Source organism: Streptomyces sp. NPDC001606 (assembly GCF_053596835.1).
Window position 1 is genome coordinate 82886 of the sequence record NZ_JBSFHC010000019.1, and the last position, 17691, is coordinate 100576.

19 protein-coding genes are annotated in these 17691 nt (G+C 71.7%); 15 read left to right on the forward strand and 4 right to left on the reverse strand.

Going from position 1 to position 17691, the window contains the following annotated elements; genetic code table 11:
• Window positions 1-272 precede the first annotated feature (272 nt).
• Window positions 273-569, forward strand: coding sequence for a ribosomal protein L7/L12 (locus ACWCV9_RS29120; protein WP_450790949.1), 297 nt, complete (start codon window positions 273-275; stop codon window positions 567-569).
• A gap of 80 nt (window positions 570-649) precedes the next feature.
• Here ACWCV9_RS29120 and ACWCV9_RS29125 read toward each other — a convergent pair whose 3' ends face one another.
• A complete protein-coding gene (locus tag ACWCV9_RS29125) occupies window positions 650-1411 on the reverse strand; it encodes a phosphoglyceromutase (protein ID WP_385845565.1) in 762 nt (253 codons plus the stop codon).
• Between the two features lie 189 nt (window positions 1412-1600).
• Here ACWCV9_RS29125 and ACWCV9_RS29130 point away from each other — a divergent pair, with 189 nt between their 5' ends.
• From ACWCV9_RS29130 to ACWCV9_RS29155, 6 genes are all read left to right on the forward strand, one after another.
• Entirely contained in the window at window positions 1601-2857 is a 1257-nt protein-coding gene (locus ACWCV9_RS29130; protein ID WP_450790951.1) for an MDR family MFS transporter, read from the forward strand.
• An 88-nt stretch (window positions 2858-2945) separates the two neighbouring features.
• Window positions 2946-3839, forward strand: a complete 894-nt coding sequence (locus tag ACWCV9_RS29135) for an AAA family ATPase (protein WP_385845568.1) — start codon at window positions 2946-2948, stop codon at window positions 3837-3839.
• 122 nt (window positions 3840-3961) lie between these two features.
• Window positions 3962-4699: a VOC family protein gene (locus tag ACWCV9_RS29140; RefSeq protein ID WP_450790953.1), complete on the forward strand. Its 738-nt coding sequence runs from the start codon at window positions 3962-3964 to the stop codon at window positions 4697-4699.
• A 175-nt stretch (window positions 4700-4874) separates the two neighbouring features.
• Window positions 4875-5804, forward strand: coding sequence for a GAF and ANTAR domain-containing protein (locus ACWCV9_RS29145; protein WP_450790955.1), 930 nt, complete (start codon window positions 4875-4877; stop codon window positions 5802-5804).
• Window positions 5804-6538 carry a GAF domain-containing protein gene (locus tag ACWCV9_RS29150; protein WP_450790957.1) on the forward strand — a complete coding sequence of 245 codons (735 nt, stop codon included), beginning with the start codon at window positions 5804-5806 and terminating at the stop codon, window positions 6536-6538. Before ACWCV9_RS29145 ends, ACWCV9_RS29150 begins: the two co-directional genes overlap by 1 nt.
• A gap of 96 nt (window positions 6539-6634) precedes the next feature.
• The gene (locus ACWCV9_RS29155; protein WP_450790958.1) at window positions 6635-7840 is read left to right on the forward strand and encodes a GAF domain-containing protein; all 1206 of its coding nucleotides are present in this window, start codon (window positions 6635-6637) and stop codon (window positions 7838-7840) included.
• A gap of 64 nt (window positions 7841-7904) precedes the next feature.
• On the opposite strand, the gene ACWCV9_RS29160 is transcribed toward ACWCV9_RS29155, so the two are convergent.
• On the reverse strand, window positions 7905-8060 hold the full coding sequence (locus ACWCV9_RS29160) for a hypothetical protein (RefSeq protein WP_385845583.1): 156 nt from the start codon (window positions 8058-8060) through the stop codon (window positions 7905-7907).
• 157 nt (window positions 8061-8217) lie between these two features.
• Window positions 8218-8910 (reverse strand): phosphate signaling complex protein PhoU, encoded by a 693-nt coding sequence (phoU, locus tag ACWCV9_RS29165; RefSeq protein ID WP_450790960.1) that lies wholly within the window; start codon window positions 8908-8910, stop codon window positions 8218-8220.
• 213 nt (window positions 8911-9123) lie between these two features.
• On the opposite strand from phoU, the gene ACWCV9_RS29170 reads away from it, so the two are divergent.
• Both ACWCV9_RS29170 and ACWCV9_RS29175 read left to right on the forward strand, forming a co-directional pair.
• Window positions 9124-10371 (forward strand): sensor histidine kinase, encoded by a 1248-nt coding sequence (locus tag ACWCV9_RS29170; RefSeq protein ID WP_450790962.1) that lies wholly within the window; start codon window positions 9124-9126, stop codon window positions 10369-10371.
• The gene (locus ACWCV9_RS29175; RefSeq protein ID WP_046419660.1) at window positions 10368-11048 is read left to right on the forward strand and encodes a response regulator transcription factor; all 681 of its coding nucleotides are present in this window, start codon (window positions 10368-10370) and stop codon (window positions 11046-11048) included. Before ACWCV9_RS29170 ends, ACWCV9_RS29175 begins: the two co-directional genes overlap by 4 nt.
• Window positions 11049-11145: 97 nt before the next feature.
• Here ACWCV9_RS29175 and ACWCV9_RS29180 read toward each other — a convergent pair whose 3' ends face one another.
• Complete coding sequence (locus ACWCV9_RS29180; protein WP_450790963.1) at window positions 11146-11838, reverse strand: DUF461 domain-containing protein; 693 nt, start codon at window positions 11836-11838, stop codon at window positions 11146-11148.
• A 660-nt stretch (window positions 11839-12498) separates the two neighbouring features.
• Between ACWCV9_RS29180 and ACWCV9_RS29185 the strand changes: the two genes are divergently transcribed.
• From ACWCV9_RS29185 to rlmB, 6 genes are all read left to right on the forward strand, one after another.
• Window positions 12499-12981 carry a CarD family transcriptional regulator gene (locus ACWCV9_RS29185; protein ID WP_003953493.1) on the forward strand — a complete coding sequence of 161 codons (483 nt, stop codon included), beginning with the start codon at window positions 12499-12501 and terminating at the stop codon, window positions 12979-12981.
• Window positions 12982-13260: 279 nt separating this feature from the next.
• Window positions 13261-14013, forward strand: coding sequence for a 2-C-methyl-D-erythritol 4-phosphate cytidylyltransferase (gene ispD / locus ACWCV9_RS29190; RefSeq protein WP_450790965.1), 753 nt, complete (start codon window positions 13261-13263; stop codon window positions 14011-14013).
• Window positions 14003-14536, forward strand: a complete 534-nt coding sequence (gene ispF, locus ACWCV9_RS29195; RefSeq protein ID WP_450790967.1) for a 2-C-methyl-D-erythritol 2,4-cyclodiphosphate synthase — start codon at window positions 14003-14005, stop codon at window positions 14534-14536. Before ispD ends, ispF begins: the two co-directional genes overlap by 11 nt.
• Window positions 14537-14713: 177 nt before the next feature.
• Window positions 14714-15118 carry a PPOX class F420-dependent oxidoreductase gene (locus ACWCV9_RS29200; protein WP_450790969.1) on the forward strand — a complete coding sequence of 135 codons (405 nt, stop codon included), beginning with the start codon at window positions 14714-14716 and terminating at the stop codon, window positions 15116-15118.
• A gap of 114 nt (window positions 15119-15232) precedes the next feature.
• Entirely contained in the window at window positions 15233-16633 is a 1401-nt protein-coding gene (gene cysS / locus ACWCV9_RS29205; RefSeq protein ID WP_450790971.1) for a cysteine--tRNA ligase, read from the forward strand.
• A 97-nt stretch (window positions 16634-16730) separates the two neighbouring features.
• Window positions 16731-17672, forward strand: coding sequence for a 23S rRNA (guanosine(2251)-2'-O)-methyltransferase RlmB (gene rlmB, locus ACWCV9_RS29210; RefSeq protein ID WP_385845596.1), 942 nt, complete (start codon window positions 16731-16733; stop codon window positions 17670-17672).
• Window positions 17673-17691 lie beyond the last annotated feature (19 nt).

Sequence of the window (17691 nt, forward strand, 5' to 3'; positions counted from 1 at the left end):
GGTTCACCATGGCGCCATGCCGGACCGGAGCCGAGGCCCCGCCCGATTGGCTGGGACTCCAGGCCCGGCGCTGCCACCGAGTGCCGAAGCCGCGCGAGACCCTGGGCGTGGCCGTCGGTCCAAGTGCTCCTGGACGCGGGAGACGGACCCTGGCCTGACGCTCCGGGTGTACGCGCGCACCTCATGCCGTCGAGCCAGGAGCGGACCCGAAAAGCCGTGGCTGCCGTTTTCGAGGGCGCATACGCTCCCGTTCGCTGAGCCAGGAGGGCGAGATGTCCGACGAAGAGTCCACCGAGTACTACACGCTGCTCTGCGACGACCCGTCCCACGAGGTGGTGCTCATCGACTGCGGGCCCCGCGAGATGGATGTGATCCGAGCGGTGCGCAAGGTGACCGGGCTGAGCTTGTGGCACAGCCGGGTCCTGGCGCGCCAAGCGCCCGTCACCCTCCTTGAGGGTCTGTCTGCGTACAGGGCCCGGTCCGCTGTCGCTGTGCTCCAGAGCGTTGGCGCCAGAGCGGAGTGGAGACAGGAGCCGGAGCCCGCAGAGCGCACGGCCCCCTCGCCCTGACGGCCCGGAGACGGCCCAGGGCGAGAGAAAAGCCCCCTCCCCGCGGAGAAACCGCAGGCAGGGGGCTTATGCGTGGGCGGTTACTTCTTCTTGCCCTGGTTCTTGACCGCTTCGATCGCCGCCGCGGCCGCCTCGGGGTCGAGGTAGGTGCCGCCCGGGGTGACCGGCTTGAAGTCGGCGTCCAGCTCGTAGGAGAGCGGGATGCCCGTCGGGATGTTCAGGCCCGCGATGTCGGCGTCGGAGATGCCGTCCAGGTGCTTGACCAGGGCGCGCAGGCTGTTGCCGTGGGCGGCGATCAGGACCGTGCGGCCGGTCAGGAGGTCCGGGACGATCGCGTCGTACCAGTACGGGAGCATGCGGACGACGACGTCCTTCAGGCACTCCGTGCGGGGGCGCAGCTCCGGCGGGATCGTGGCGTAGCGGGCGTCGTGCGCCTGGGAGAACTCGGAGTCGTCCGACAGCGGCGGGGGCGGGGTGTCGTAGGAGCGGCGCCAGAGCATGAACTGCTCCTCGCCGAACTCGGCCAGCGTCGCCGCCTTGTCCTTGCCCTGGAGGGCGCCGTAGTGGCGCTCGTTCAGGCGCCAGCTGCGGTGGACCGGGATCCAGTGGCGGTCGGCGGCCTCCAGCGCGAGCTGGGCGGTGCGGATCGCGCGCTTCTGGAGGGACGTGTGGACCACGTCGGGCAGCAGGTCGGCGGCCTTCAGGAGCTCGCCACCGCGGACTGCCTCCTTCTCGCCCTTCTCGTTCAGGTTGACGTCCACCCAGCCGGTGAACAGGTTCTTCGCGTTCCACTCGCTCTCGCCGTGGCGGAGGAGGATCAGCTTGTACGGTGCGTCGGCCATGGGAAAGAGCCTAATCCACGCGTTCGGGGCCCCGCCCGGCCCGGCCGAGGGGTGGACAGCCGGCGGGACAGTTGACGGGGTCTGTTAATCCAGTGGTCACCCCGGCTCCCGTTTCGGTAAGTTGTGCTCGCCGCTTGAGCCGCTTACAACGCCCATACCGGGGCGTTGCACACACTGGGGGTCCCGTTGATGTCCGCCGCCCGTCTCAGACGTGCCGCCAGGGAGTCCGTCGCCGGCCTCCCCCGTGAGTTCTGGTGGCTGTGGACCAGCACCCTCGTCAACCGGCTCGGCGCGTTCGTGGCCACCTTCATGGCCCTGTACCTCACCATCGACCGGGGCTACTCGGCGTCGTACGCCGGTCTCGTCGCCTCCCTGCACGGGCTGGGCGGCGTCGTCTCCGCCCTCGGCGGCGGCGTGATGGCCGACCGGCTCGGACGGCGGCCCACCCTGCTCATCGCCCAGTCGGCGACGGCCGCCTCGGTCGCGCTGCTCGGCTTCATGACCGACCCGGTCGCCATCGCCGGCGTCGCCTTCCTCGTCGGCATGGCCTCCAACGCCTCCCGGCCGGCCGTGCAGGCGATGATGGCCGACATCGTGCGCCCCGAGGACCGCGTCCGCGCCTTCTCCCTCAACTACTGGGCCATCAACCTCGGCTTCGCCGTCTCCTCCGCGGCCGCCGGCTTCATCGCCGAGTACAGCTATCTCGCCGGGTTCCTGATCGAGGCCGGGATGACGGCCCTGTGCGCGCTCGTCGTCTTCCTCAAGGTCCCCGAGTCGCGGCCCACCGCCCAGGCGAAGGACACGGGCGGCGACGGCGTCAGCCTCGGCACCGTGCTGCGCGACGGGCGCTACATGGCCGTCGTCGGGCTGTCCTTCCTCGTGGCGCTGATCTTCCAGCAGGGTTCCGTCGGCCTGCCGGTGGCCATGGGCCGGGCCGGGTTCTCGCCCGCCGACTACGGCCTCGCCATCGCCGTCAACGGCATCCTGATCGTCGCCCTCCAGATCCCCGTCACCCGGTTCATCGAGCACCGCGACCCGCGCACCCTGCTCGTCCTCTCCTCCGTCCTCGCCGGCTACGGCTTCGGCCTCACCGCCTTCGCCGGGTCCGTCGGCGTCTTCATGCTCACCGTCTGCGTGTGGACCCTCGCCGAGATCGTCAACGCCCCGACCCAGACCGGCCTCGTGGTCCGGCTCTCCCCGGTGCACGGCCGCGGCCGCTACCAGGGCATGTACACCCTGTCCTGGTCCGTGGCCTCCCTGGTCGCACCGCTGATGTCCGGCGCCGTGATCGACCGGCTGGGCGCGGGGTGGCTGTGGGGGATGTGCGCGGTCATCGGGACGGGCGCGGGGCTGGGGTACGGCGTGCTGATGCGGGGGCTGCCGGCTGAGCGGCCGACGGCGGCTGCGCAGGACCGGCAGCCCCGCACGTCCGAGCAGGCCGCCTGATCCGACGCCCGGTAGCTACCTAGTGCGAGCGCCGGGCGGGGGCAGCGGTGTCATCGCGGGCCGCTGCCGCACCCGGCAGGATGGGCTCGTGCCGAAGGACCCCCCGGAATCGATGCAGCACCACCTGCGCCGGCGTCTGAACCGCCACGCCCGCGCACGCTGGCCCCACGTGGACGCCATCACGGTCCGCTTCCGCACAGGATTCGCCTACGTGGCAGCCGAGTTGCCCGGCGGAAAGAGCCTGCCGCTGTGCCGACTGCGCTTCACCGGCGTGCCGCACACCTGGGGCTTCGCCCTCTATCTGGCCGGCAACGACAGCTACCGGGACAGCCTCCTGCCCAGCGGACTGCCGGCCGGCTCCCCGGAGGAAGCCCTCGACTGCGCAGCCGAGCTCTACCTCAACGCTCTCGACCTCAACGCTCTCGCGCCCGCCATCCGGGTTCCGGCAGGACTCGTCGTCCTTGTCGGCCCACCGGCCTCGGGCAAGACCAGCTTCGTTCGGGCACTGATCGCACGCGGGCAGATCGACGCGGAAGCCGTGGTGTCCAGCGACGAGATCCGCGCGGAGCTTTTCGGCACCTCACCCGCACCAGCGGAATCCGACGCGGCGGACGCACGGATCTTCGAGGAACGTGACCGCAGGGTCGTCGCCAGGCTCGCCGCCGGACACAGCGCAATCGCCGAGTCGACGAATGTCACGCCGCAGGCACGCGCACGGCTCATCGCCATCGCCAGGCGCTTCAACGCCCCGGTGACCATGCTGCGCTTCACCCCGGACGTCACCGACCTCCTTCAGCAGTACACCGAGCGAGGCCGCAAGGACCTCACCGCCGCGGACGTCCGTGCCTACGCCGCCGTCATGGCCCGGGAGGCCGGTGCCGACCAGCTTCGCTCCGAGGGCGCAACCAGCGTCCACGATGTCCCCGGACGCCGCCAAGCGACCACGCCCAGCGAAGCCGCCGCACGCTTCTCCTTCGCCTGACACGACCGACGTGGTCCTGTGCAGCTTCTGGAGGTAGCTGAATCGAACGGCGTTGGGTCGGACAGAACGAGCCCGGAAAATCGGCCCGGCCGTACGCCCCGCCGACTTCTAGGATCCTCGGCATGGCAACGCGACTCGTGCAGATCAACATGAAGGCCCGGGACGACTCCGCGCTCGGCCGGTTCTGGGCGGAGGCACTCGGGTGGGGTGTCGACAGCGAGGGGCCCGGCGTGACCAACCTCGAGCCCGTGGGCTTCGCCTACCCCGACCCCGCGGCCGTCTGCATCGACCTCATCGCCCGCCCGGAACCCAAAACGGGCAAGAACCGCGTGCACCTCGATCTGGCCACCACCTCGGCCGCCCATCAGGCGGAGTTGGTCGCGCGCCTGAAGGATCTCGGCGCGACGCCCGCCGATGTCGGCCAGGGAGACGTCCCCTGGACGGTCCTGGCCGACCCCGAAGGCAACGAGTTCTGCGTGCTGGAGCCCCGTCCGGTCTACCGGGACACCGGGCCGATCGCCGCCGTGGTGGTCGACTGCGCCGACCCGCGGCGGATGGCCCGGTTCTGGGGCGAGGCGATGGACTGGACGGTGCACGAGGTCACCGACGACCACGCGACCCTGCGCTCCGCCAAGGGCGTCGGCCCCTACCTGGAGTTCCTCCGCACCCCCGACACCAAGAGCGGGTGGAACCGCGTCCATCTCGACATCGCCCCCTACCCCGGTGACGAGATGACCGAAGAGGCGGCCCGCTTGTGCGCCCTGGGCGCCACCTACCCCGACATCGACCGGTCCGCGATCCACTGGACGGTCCTGGCCGACCCGGAAGGCAACGAGTTCTGCCTCCTCACCCCTCGCTGAGCGCCGCAAGCGGAACGCGCCGCGGGAGTGCTGATCGGCGCAGCCAGGGAACCCGTTCTGTGTGGCCGGGGAGCCCGTCGGTTGCCCGGCAGCCCATCGGCCCGGAATCCCGTCCCCGGGGCCGATACTGATGGATCATGTCTGCTGAGAGCGCGTCACGACGGGGGTGTTGACCATGCCGCCGGAGGAGCCCGAGTCGCCGGCCGGAGGGCCTGGGCCGCCCGACGGCCGAGCGCGGCTGCGGGTCACCGAGACGCTGGCCGCCGCGGCGCGCGGAGCCGTGGGTCCGGAGCAGGTCCCGGGCGCGCTGTGCTCGGCATGCGTACGGCTGCTGCCCGTCACCGGTGCCTCCGTGTCGATCTCGGGCGGCAAGGGCGTACGACTCACCTGGTGCGCCAGCGACGGGACCGCCGCGCGGCTGGCCGAGCTTCAGTACACCATCGGCGACGGCCCCTGCCAGAGCGCGCTCGACCAGGGTGCCCCGGTCCTCGCCGCCGACCTCACCGACGGCCCCGCCGCCGGCCGCTGGCCGATCTTCGCGCAGGAGGCCGTGGGCCTCGGCGTCCGTGCCGTGTTCTCCCTGCCGCTCGGTGTCAGCGGCGCGGCCATCGGCACCCTCGACCTGTACAGCCACCGGGTGGGCGGCCTGGGCGAGTCGGACCTGCGGATCGCGGCGTGGGTGCGGGACGCGGTCACCTACGCGCTGATGGGCCTCCAGACCGCCACCCCCGATCTCGCGGCGGAGGCGACGGACGACGGTGTGGCCACCTGGGTGGCCGCCTCCGAGGCCGAACACACCGAGGTCTACCAGGCGGTCGGGATGGTGATGGTGCAGCTCGACCTGGACCCCGAGCAGGCGCTGGACCTGCTGCGGGCCCATGCGTACGCCGAGAGCCGCACGGTCAGCCAGGTGGCCCGGGACGTCCTCGCCCGCAGACTCCGCTTCCACCCGGAGCCGGAGGGCGCGGAAGGCGGCGGGGGCGCGGACGCGGACGCGAGCGGCTGGGGTGGAGAATCCGCCGTGGACGGGGTGCGGGATCCGGACGACGGCCCGCAGGACCCCGACGACGACCGCGGTGACGAGGGAAGGGACGGTGCACGGTGATGATCCGTGAACAACAGCTCGCCGAAGCACTCGTCGGGCTGGCCGACTTCCTGGCCGACGACGTCGACCCGGTCGTCCTGGGCGAACGGCTGGCACGGCACTGCATCGAGCTGACCGGTGCGGACGCCGCCGGGATGATGGTGCTCTCCGCCCGGGGCGGCCTGCGCCCGCTGGCCGTCACCGAGGAGGAGGCCGCCCTCCTGGAGCTCTTCCAGCTCCAGGCCGACGAGGGCCCCTGCCTGGACTGCTTCCACGAGGGGCGGCGCATCGACGCCCCGGCGCTGGCGGACAGCAGCGACCGGTGGCCCCAGGTCGCCCCGTTCGCCCTGCGCCAGGGCTACCGCTCCCTGCACGCCCTGCCGCTGCGCGTCCACGGTCAGCCCATCGGCGCGGTGAACCTCCTGCTCCGCACGCCCGGCGGGCTGCCCCCGCTGGACCTGGAGCTGGGCCAGGCACTCGCCGACGTGACGTCCGTGGCCCTGGTCAACTGGACCCCCCAACCGCTGCGCCCCACCGACGTCGCCACCCGGGTGCAGGCCGCCCTCGCCGCCAAGGCGGCCGTCGACGTGGCCACCGGCATGCTCGCCGCGGCCGGCGACCCCACCCTGCCCGCCGCCCGAACCGCCCTGACCGCCTACGCCGACCGCCACCACCGGCGCGTGGTGGACATCGCCCGCACCCTGGTCGACCGCACGCTGAGCCCGAGGGACCTGCTGGCCGGGGCAGGGGCCTGACGGCCCACTTCCTGGTGAACGTCCCGCGGCTACGCTGGCAGGGGGGCCGCCCCGGGGACCCGATGATGCCCGGGACTCACAGGCAGGGGGCCCGCCATGCCGTCGTACTTCACCTGCCGGACCGTGGTGGATCTGGCCCTTCCGGGCCTGCCGACGGGACGGCTGACCGTGCTCGCCCTGTGCGGCGACGACGACGCCGGTGCCGAACTGGACGCGGCACTCTCGGCCACCGGCCCCACCCAGCTGGTCCTCGATCTGAGCAGTCTGCGCCGGCTGTCCCCGGCGGGCGCCGCGCTGCTGCACCGCTTCACCGCCCCGCCCGGCCGGCGCCTGTTCCTGGCCGGCTGCACCGCCGGCGTCACGGCCGTACTCGACCGGGCCCGGCCGCTCGATGCCGCCGGGCCCGAGCTGTACCCGACCGTCCCGGACGCCCTCGGCGCGGTCATCGGGGCGGCCGCCGCCGCGGGGCCGGTGGCGATCGGTCCGCAGCTGCGGCCGCGCGCCCTGGAGCTGCGGCACACCCTGGCCGCCCGTGCCCTCGTCGCCCAAGCGCAGGGGCTGCTCATGGAGCGGTACGGCCTGCCGGATGCGCAGGCGGCGGACGCGCTGCTGCGCGCGGTCGGCCGGGCGCACGGGCTCGCACCGGCGGGGCTGGCGGTGGCCCTCGTACACGCACCGCCGCCGCGCCCCGGCGAGCCGTGGTTCCCCGGCGGCCGGCGGAGCGACCCACCCGCGGTCGGCTTCCTCCCGCCCAGCCGGTCGGCACCGGCACCCGCGCATGCGCCGACGCCTGCGTCCGTGGCTCCGCTTTCCCGCTTTCTCGCCGCGCTGCGGGACGCCGCCTGCGCCATCGCCCACACCGACATGGCGAACGTGCAGCTCATCGACGCCGGTGACAACACCCTGCGGCTGGAGTCCCACTGCGGTTTCCCCGCCGAGTTCGTGCGCTTCTTCGCGGTGATCGACGACACCGGTACGGCCTGCGGCCAGGCCGCGCGCAAGAGGCAACGGGTCGTCATCGAGGACGTCGCCACCGCGCCGGTCTACGACGAGGCCAGCCGCGCCGTCATGCTCGCCGCGCACAGCCGCTCGCTCCAGTGCACGCCCATCCCGGGCCCCGCCGGACGGCCGCAGGGCGCCTTCTCCACCCATCACCACCAGCCGGGGCACACCTACACCGAGGCGGAACTCGGCGCGCTGGACACCGTCGCCCGGGAGGCCGGGGCGTGGCTGGACTGGTACCGGGAGACCACTGTCCAGGAGGCGCTGGCGGATCTGCACCGGCGAGCCGCAACGCACTGACAACAGACAAGGCCGGTGTGAATCGAGTTCACGCCCGATCCACACCGGCCACAGTCGACCGTGCTCAGCCGCACTGGCAGGGGCTGCCCGACTGGCAGCCGCAGCCGCATCCGGAGCCGCAGCCGCACGCGCCGAACAGCGGCAGGCTCCTGATCTCGGCGGGCTGCTCGGTGTCGCGCTCCTGCGTGGGATCGGGCGTGGTGCTGGGGGATTCGGCCATGGGTCCCTCCTGGACGCTGGGGCAGGGATGCCCTCGTCCATTGCATGCCCGTTCCGCCGGGCGCATCAACGGCGCACGGAGGCGCCCCCGCGCCCCCGCACCCCACCGGGGCGGACCCTGCCGGATCTCACGCCGCCACACCGGACCCGGCCCGAGGTCACGCCCCCTCGGGGCCCGCCACCGGCTGGATGGTGTCCTGCTGGAGCTCGTCCGCGTGCTCACCGGTGACCAGGTAGACGACCCGCTTGGCGACGGCCACGGCGTGGTCGGCGTACCGCTCGTAGTAGCGGCCGAGCAGCGTGACGTCGACGGCCGTCTCGATGCCGTGCTTCCAGCGCTCGTCGATCAGGTGCTGGAAGAGGGTGCGGTGCAGCAGGTCCATCTCGTCGTCGTCCTGCTCCAGCTGGAGCGCCAGGTCGACGTCCTTCGTGACGATCACCTCCGCCGCCTTCGCCATCAGACGCTGCGCGAGCTGGCCCATCTCCAGGATGGTGGCGTGCAGGTCGTGCGGGATGGTGCGCTGCGGGAAGCGCAGCCGGGCCAGCTTCGCCACGTGCTGGGCGAGGTCGCCGGAGCGCTCCAGGTCGGCCGACATGCGCAGGGACGTGACGACGATCCGCAGGTCCGTCGCCACCGGCTGCTGCCGCGCCAGCAGGGCTATCGCCCGGGCCTCCAGCTCGTGCTGGAGCTCGTCGACCTTCTTGTCCGCCTCGATCACGCTCTCGGCCAGCTTCAGGTCGGCGTCGAGAATGGCGGTCGTGGCGCGTCCGATCGCCGACCCGACCAGCCGGGCCATCTCCACCAGGCTGTCGCCGATCGAGTCCAGTTCCTCGTGGTACGCGTCCCGCATCAGGCTTCCCTCTCGTACGTGTGCTCAGGGGTTCCGGGTGACCCCCGACGGTCCCCACCTTTCCCAACGCTCCCACGTTCTGCCCCGTACGCGTCCGTTTCCGCCACCCCGAATGAACCAAGACCGGCTCCCAGGTGAACTCTGGGCGACGAGTGTTCGAGGTCGCACTGCGACGGCTGTGGTCATGTCGTACGCCATGCCTAACCTGGAGGCATGGACGTGAACGCGGCGGTCGCCGCAGCGGCAGCGATCGCCGGGGTACTGACCGGTGTCATCGCCATGCTGGCGTTCCGCTGGAGCGAACGCGACCAGAAGCGACCGACCAGGACTTCCTTGCACACTGACCCTGTACTCCCGCCCGGCGTGGACACCGTGCTGTCCGTGCTCCGCTCCTCCGCCGTCGTGCTCGACGAGGCCGACGCCGTCGTCAAGGCCAGCTCCGCCGCCTACGCCCTCGGGCTGGTCCGCGGCGGCAAGCTCTCCGTGGAGCCGATGCTCCAGATGGCCCGCGACACCCGCAGAGACGGCGAGATACGCCAGGTCGAACTGGATCTGCCCCGGCGCGGCACCGGGCGCGGCGAGGCCCTCGCGGTCTCCGCGCGGGTGGCCCCGCTCGGCTCCCGCCTGGTCCTGCTGCTGGTCGAGGACCTGACGGAGGCCCGCCGGATCGAGGCGGTGCGCCGCGACTTCGTGGCCAACGTCAGCCATGAGCTGAAGACCCCGGTCGGCGCGCTCTCCCTGCTCTCCGAGGCCGTGATGGACGCCTCCGACGACCCCGAGGCCGTACAGCGCTTCGCGGGCCGGATGCAGATCGAGGCGACCCGGCTGACCAACCTGGTCCAGGAGCTGATCGACCTCTCCCGGGTGCAGAACGACGACCCGCTGGAGGACGCCGAGCCCGTCGGCGTGGACGAGCTGGTCGCCGAGGCGATGGACCGCTGCCGCCACCAGGCGGGCACCAAGCAGATCACCATGGCCGCCGGCGGCACGGCCGACCTGCGCGTCTGGGGCAACCGCGGCCAGCTGGCCGCCGCCCTCGGCAACCTGGTCGAGAACGCCGTCAACTACTCCCCGGCCCGCACCCGCGTCGGCATCGCCGCCCGCCGGGTGGCCGCGCCCGGCGGCGACCTGATCGAGATCGCCGTGACCGACCAGGGCATCGGCATCTCCGACAAGGACAAGGAGCGCATCTTCGAGCGCTTCTACCGCGTCGACCCGGCCCGCTCCCGGGCCACCGGCGGCACCGGCCTGGGGCTCGCCATCGTCAAGCACGTGGTCGCCTCGCACGGCGGCGAGGTCACGGTCTGGAGCGCGGAGGGCCAGGGCTCCACCTTCACGCTTCGACTGCCGGAGGCGGCCGCGGCCCGCGACCGCGCCCAGCAGCACCCCGACCTCGACGACGAGGCGGGCACCGATCCATCCCCGTACGAACCGCTTCCCGCCCCGGAGGTCCTTCCGTGACCCGAGTGCTCGTCGTCGAGGACGAGGAGTCCTTCTCCGACGCCCTGTCGTACATGCTGCGCAAGGAGGGCTTCGAGGTCGCCGTGGCCGCGACCGGCCCCGACGGACTCGACGAGTTCGAGCGCAACGGCGCCGACCTCGTCCTCCTCGACCTGATGCTGCCGGGGCTGCCCGGCACGGAGGTGTGCCGGCAGCTGCGCGGCCGCTCCAACGTCCCCGTGATCATGGTGACGGCCAAGGACAGCGAGATCGACAAGGTCGTCGGCCTGGAGATAGGAGCCGACGACTACGTCACCAAGCCCTTCTCCTCGCGTGAGCTGGTGGCCCGGATCCGTGCCGTGCTGCGCCGCCGCGGCGAGCCGGAGGAGGTCACCCCGGCCGCGCTGGAGGCGGGCCCGGTCCGGATGGACGTCGACCGCCATGTGGTGACGGTGGCGGGCGCCAAGGTCGACCTCCCCCTCAAGGAGTTCGACCTGCTGGAGATGCTGCTGCGCAACGCCGGCCGCGTGCTGACCCGGATGCAGCTCATCGACCGGGTGTGGGGCGCCGACTACGTGGGCGACACCAAGACGCTCGACGTCCACGTCAAGCGCCTCCGCGCCAAGATCGAGCCGGACCCGGGGGCGCCGAGGTACCTGGTGACGGTCCGCGGCCTTGGCTACAAGTTCGAGCCGTAAAGAGCAGTAGAGAGTCGTAGGCGTACGAAGAGGGCGGCACCCCTGGCCGGGGGTGCCGCCCTCTTCGTCGTGCGTGCGTACGACCGTCTGCCGCTGCCTACCGGCCGGCCGCCGACTGGGACGCGGAGTCGCTCGGGGTGGCCGCGGCGCCGGTGCCCGTGGAGGCGCTCGCGCCCGCCGACGGGGTGGCCTTGCCGTTCTTGCCGTTCTTCGCGGGCTTGCCACTGCCCGACGGGGTGGAGCCCGGGGCCGCGGAGGCGGTCGGCGAGGCGGACGGCATCTGGCTCGGGCCCCACTTGTCGAAGTACTCGGTGGCCGGCACCACGTAGGCGCGCAGGCTCACGGCACCGGTCGTGCTGAAGGTGAAGGTGACCTTCTGGGCGTTGCCGTCCTGCACGGACGCGCGGCCGTTCGGGATCTCCGCGGAGGCGTTGCCCTGGCCGCCGAGGATCAGCGAGCCGTGCGCCGGGACGGTCAGGTCCTTGCCCTTGGCCGGGGTCAGCTTGACGGTCTCGTTGCTGCCCGGGATGGCGATCGACTGGAGGGTCTGGTCCTTGGCGCCGGTGTTGAACAGCGTCGCGGAGACCACGGCCGGACCGGTCGACTTCAGGTCGGGCTGCGTGATGACGGTGGCGTTCTGGATCTTGATGTCACCGACGCTGGTCGCCGCGCTGTTCGGCTTGACCTCCAGCGTCTGCGAGTTGTTTCCGGCGCCGCAGGCGGCGAGCGAGGCGATCGAGAAGGCGATGGCGGAGGCGGCGAGGGCGCCGCGTCGAAGGCTGCTGCTCACGGCGGCGGCAACTCCTTGAACGCAGGGGCGGCCTTCCTTATAAAGCCGCCCTAAGGGTCTGTCAGCGGCCTTAGGTTACCGAGCCGTTCCTGAGCGTCCGCACCCGACCCTCCCCCTGGCCCGCGGTTCCCTCCGGCTGGGGGTACGGCGTTCCTGTTCTCCCCGTCCTCTGTCCCGGCAGTCACTCCCGTCACAAGTGACTCATCAGTCACTTTGCCGAGCGCTCGTCCGTCATTCACATAACCACTCGCAAATGTTCCGTGAAGGAATGCGCGACCGTCTGATGTCCCCCCGGATCTGCTCGCCGAAATTGATCACCTGATGTGCACCCGGGACCCCTTCCGGGGCGCGTTGATCAATTTTGGAATCGGCTCACATCGGCCGGAGGCCACCGAACGGAGTAGCGGAACTCGCACGCCTGGAACCGGACAAAACGGGATGTTCAACCACTTGGAACGGGCTCGCGGAGTGTGTAACGTACCCGTTTCGTCCCGCGCGAAGAGCCCCTCCGACCTGCGAATACCTGCTTCCGTGGGCCCCTCGCAGCACGTTCCGGTTACTGTTGTCAAGCCCCGAGATATGCCCTGACCTGCGAAAACGCCATTCAGAAGACGCCGTATCCGTGTTACCCTGGATAGCCACGGAAGGGGTACCTGTCACATGACGTTCAAGGTTGGCGACACCGTGGTCTATCCCCATCACGGGGCCGCGCTGATCGAGGCCATCGAAACTCGCCAGATCAAAGGCGTGGACAAGACCTACTTGGTGCTGAAGGTCGCCCAGGGTGACCTCACGGTGCGTGTGCCAGCGGACAATGCGGAGTTCGTCGGCGTGCGTGATGTGGTCGGTCAGGACGGGCTGGACCGGGTCTTCGAGGTGCTGCGCGCGCCGTACGCGGAGGAGCCCACGAACTGGTCCCGTCGCTACAAGGCAAACCTGGAGAAGCTCGCCTCCGGCGATGTCATCAAGGTCGCCGAGGTCGTGCGCGACCTGTGGCGTCGCGAGCGCGAGCGCGGACTGTCCGCCGGCGAGAAGCGCATGCTCGCCAAGGCACGCCAGATCCTGGTGAGCGAGCTGGCGCTCGCGGAGAACACGAACGAGGACAAGGCCGAGGCCCTGCTCGACGAGGTGCTCGCCTCCTGACGCGCGACGGCAGCGAACCTTCGCTTCCGGCACGCCCAGCACACTGAAATGCCGCGGTGCCCGATGACACTGAACTGTCGCCGGGCGCTGCGGCATCTTCATACCCGCAGTGTCCCCACTCGGTGAGCCCGCGCCTGTGAGAGCCCCCGATACTTGAGGTGCCGGGCCCGGGCGGATGGCTCGACCAGGGTCACGGAAAGGGTCCGGTCAAGGCGTCGCGCCCGGCACTCCTCCAGGCCATACCCACCTAGGTCGAGCACACAAACCTGACAGGAACCGATGTCTGACGAATCGCGCCCCTCGCCCGCGCCGACCCCCGTCGCCGCCGTGATTCCCGCCGCCGGCCGGGGTGTACGCCTCGGTCCGGGCGCCCCCAAGGCGCTCCGCGCGCTGGGCGGCACGCCGATGCTCATCCACGCGGTGCGGGCGCTCGCCGCCTCCCGCCATGTCTCCCTGGTGATCGTCGTGGCCCCGCCGGACGGCGCCGCCGAGGTCAAGTCGCTCCTCGACGTCCACGCCCTGCCCGAGCGCACCGACTTCCTCGTGGTGCCCGGCGGCGAGTCCCGCCAGGAGTCGGTCCGGCTGGGCCTCGACGCCCTGCCCCCCGAGTACGGCATCGTCCTGGTCCATGACGCGGCCCGCCCGCTCGTCCCCGTCGACACCGTCGACGGGGTCATCGAGGCGGTACGCGACGGCGCCCCCGCCGTGGTCCCCGCGCTGCCGCTGGCCGACACCGTGAAGGAGGTCGAGCCCGCGGCCGTGCCCGGCGACCCCGAGCCCGTCCTGTCGACCCCCGCGCGGGCCCGGCTGCGCGCCGTCCAGACGCCCCAGGGCTTCGACCGCGCGACCCTGCTGCGCGCCCACGAGTCGGTCACCGAGAACGTCACCGACGACGCGAGCATGGTCGAGCAGCTGGGCCTGACGGTCGTCGCCGTCCCCGGCCACGAGGAGGCCTTCAAGGTCACCCGCCCCCTCGACCTCGTCCTCGCCGAGGCGGTCCTGGCCCGCAGGAGGCTCAACGATGGCTTCTGATCAGACCTCTCCCCTGGCGCAGACCCCTTCCGTGCCGCAGGCCTTCCCCCTGCCGCAGGTCGGCATCGGCGCCGACATCCACGCCTTCGAGGAGGGCCGCGAGCTGTGGTGCGCGGGCCTGAAGTGGGAGGGCGAGGGGACCGGGCTGGCCGGCCACTCCGACGCCGACGTGGTCGCGCACGCCGCCTGCAACGCCCTCTTCTCCGCCGCCGGCCTCGGTGACCTCGGCCAGCACTTCGGCACCGGCCGCCCCGAGTGGTCCGGCGCCTCCGGCGTCACCCTCCTCACCGAGGCCGCCCGGATCGTCCGCGAGGCCGGCTTCACCATCGGCAACGTCGCCGTCCAGGTGATCGGCCCCCGCCCGAAGATCGGCAAGCGCCGGGACGAGGCCCAGAAGATCCTCTCCGAGGCGGCCGGCGCACCCGTGTCGGTCTCCGGCGCGACCACGGACGGGCTCGGCTTCCCCGGCCGGGAGGAAGGGCTCATGGCGGTGGCGACGGCCCTCGTGGTGCGCACCCGCTGAGGTCGTACCCACTGAGGGTGTGGCGCCGTACCCACTCAGGGTGTGGCGCCGTACCCGCCAGGGTGATGTCCGGGCGATCCCTGATGCGGGTGGGCCGTGGGCGTGCGAGGGTGAACGGAGAGTCACCCCGCATGTCGGCCGAGTGACCGCCGGCCCCTCGCTCTCCGGAGGTACCCCATGACCGCCGCCCTCTCCGACGACCTCAAGAGCGTGCTCGACGAGAAGGTGTTCATCGTCGTCGGCACCGTCCAGCCCGACGGCAGCCCGCAGATGTCCCCGGTCTGGGTGCAGCGCGACGGCGACCACGTCCTCTTCTCCACCACGGTCGACCGCCGCAAGTACAAGAACCTCCAGCGGGACCCCCGGGTGACCGTGGTCGTCATGAAGCCCGACCAGCCCTACGCGTACGCCGAGATCCGCGGCACCGCCGAGATGACCACCGAGGGCGGTCCGGAACTGATCGACACCCTGAGCGAGAAGTACACCGGCAAGAAGTACCGCGAGTTCAACCCCGCCGCCGCGAACGACGCCCAGCGAGTGGTCGTACGGATCACGCCGCGGAAGGTCGTCGGAATGCTGTGAGCGAAGGGCGCCGGAATGCTGTGAGTGGCGGCCGGCCGGGACCAGCGGCGGGGCGCGGCGGCAATCCTCGGCAGTCGGCACATGGCACTCGCCCGCGCCCACTACTCTGGAGTCGTGACTATTCGCCTGTACGACACCAGCGCCCGGCAGATCCGTGACTTCACCCCGCTCACGCCGGGTTGTGTCTCGATCTACCTGTGTGGCGCCACCGTGCAGGCGGCACCCCACATCGGGCACATCCGCTCGGGCCTGAACTTCGACATCCTGCGCCGCTGGTTCGCGTACCGCGGCTACGACGTGACGTTCGTCCGGAACGTGACGGACATCGACGACAAGATCATCACGAAGGCCCAGGAGCAGGGCCGCCCGTGGTGGTCGATCGGGTACGAGAACGAGCGCGCCTTCAACGACGGCTACACCGTGCTCGGTTGCCTCCCGCCGACCTACGAGCCGCGTGCCACCGGCCATGTGACCGAGATGGTCGAGATGATGCAGACGCTCATCGACCGCGGCCACGCCTACGCCGCCGACGGCAACGTCTACTTCGACGTGCGGTCCTTCCCGGGTTACCTGGAGCTGTCCCGGCAGGAGCTGGACAACCTGCGCCAGCCGTCCGGCGACGGCGAGACCGGCAAGCGGGACCCGCGCGACTTCGCCCTGTGGAAGTCCGCCAAGCCGGGCGAGCCGACCTGGCCCACCCCGTGGGGCCCCGGCCGCCCCGGCTGGCACCTGGAGTGCTCGGCGATGGCGCACAAGTACCTCGGCTCCGCCTTCGACATCCACGGCGGCGGCATCGACCTGATCTTCCCGCACCACGAGAACGAGATCGCCCAGGCCAAGGCGTACGGCGACGAGTTCGCCCGGTACTGGCTGCACAACGCCTGGGTGACCATCGCCGGCGACAAGATGTCCAAGTCGCTCGGCAACAGCGTGCTCGTCTCCGAGATGGTCAAGCGGTGGCGTCCGATCGTGCTGCGCTACTACCTCGGCACCCCGCACTACCGCTCGATGATCGAGTACAGCGAGGAGTCGCTGCGCGAGGCCGAGGCCGCGTTCGGCCGGATCGAGGGCTTCCTCCAGCGCGTCACCGAGCTGGCCGGGAAGACCGTCGAGCCGGCGGCCGAGGTCCCGCCCGCCTTCGCCGAGGCGATGGACGACGACCTGGGCGTCCCGCAGGCCCTCGCCGTCGTGCACACCACGGTCCGGCAGGGCAACGCCGCGCTGGCCGCCGACGACAAGGAAGCCGCCGTCGCCCGCATGGCCGAGGTGCGGGCCATGCTCGCCGTCCTCGGCCTGGACCCGCTCGACGAGCAGTGGGCCGGGGAGGCGGAGCAGAGCGAGGACCTGCACGGCGTGGTCGACAGCCTGGTCCGGCTCGTCCTGGAGCAGCGCGAGTCCGCCCGGGCCCGCAAGGACTGGGCGACCGCCGACGCCATCCGCGACCAGCTCAACCAGTCCGGTCTCGTCATCGAGGACAGCCCGCAGGGCCCCCGCTGGACCCTCGGGCCCCGCTGACTCCGCCCCCGATCAGAAGATCGATTGTGCCGCCCGGCCCTCCGGGCGGCACACTGCATAGACGTACGCACACACTTCCGTAGAGAACAGGTAGGTCATGGCCACCAACAACCGCCGCATGTCCGGCAAGAAGGGCGCGCAGGTCGGCAGCGGCGGCCAGCGGCGCAAGGGCCTGGAGGGCAAGGGCCCCACCCCGCCCGCCGAGATGCGCAAGGGCCACAAGAAGAACCGCATCGCCAACGCCAAGGCCAAGCAGACGGTACGGCGCCCCGCGCCCCGCGGCCGCGGCGGCAAGTCCGCCTCCGAGCTGGTCGTCGGCCGTAACCCGGTGGTCGAGGCGCTGCGCGAGGGGGTGCCCGCCTCCACGCTGTACGTCCAGCAGTTCATCGACAACGACGAGCGGGTCCGCGAGGCCCTCCAGCTGGCCGCCGAGCGCGGGGGCATCAACCTCATGGAGGCCCCGCGTCCCGAGCTGGACCGGATGACGAACGGCCTCAACCACCAGGGCCTGGTCCTCCAGGTCCCGCCGTACGAGTACGCGCACCCCGAGGACCTGCTCGACGCGGCGGCCGACGAGGGCGCGGACCCGCTGGTCGTCGCCCTCGACGGCGTCACCGACCCGCGCAACCTCGGCGCCGTCGTCCGTTCGGTCTCCGCCTTCGGCGGCCACGGCGTGGTCGTGCCCGAGCGCCGTTCGGCCGGGATGACCGCCGGCGCCTGGAAGACCTCCGCCGGTACGGCCGCGCGCACTCCGGTCGCCCGCGCCACCAACCTCACCCGGGCTCTGGAGGCGTACAAGAAGGCCGGTCTCACGGTCGTCGGTCTGGCGGCGGACGGCGAGGCCGAACTCGGCGAGCTGGACGCGCTCCAGGGCCCGGTCGTCATCGTGGTCGGCAGCGAGGGCAAGGGCCTGTCCCGGCTGGTCGGCGAGACCTGCGACATCCGTGTCCGCATCCCGATGCCGGGCGGCGCCGAGTCCCTGAACGCCGGTGTGGCCGCGGGCATCGTGCTGTACGAAGCGGCGCGCAGGCGGAGCTGAACACCCGTCCGGGATTTCA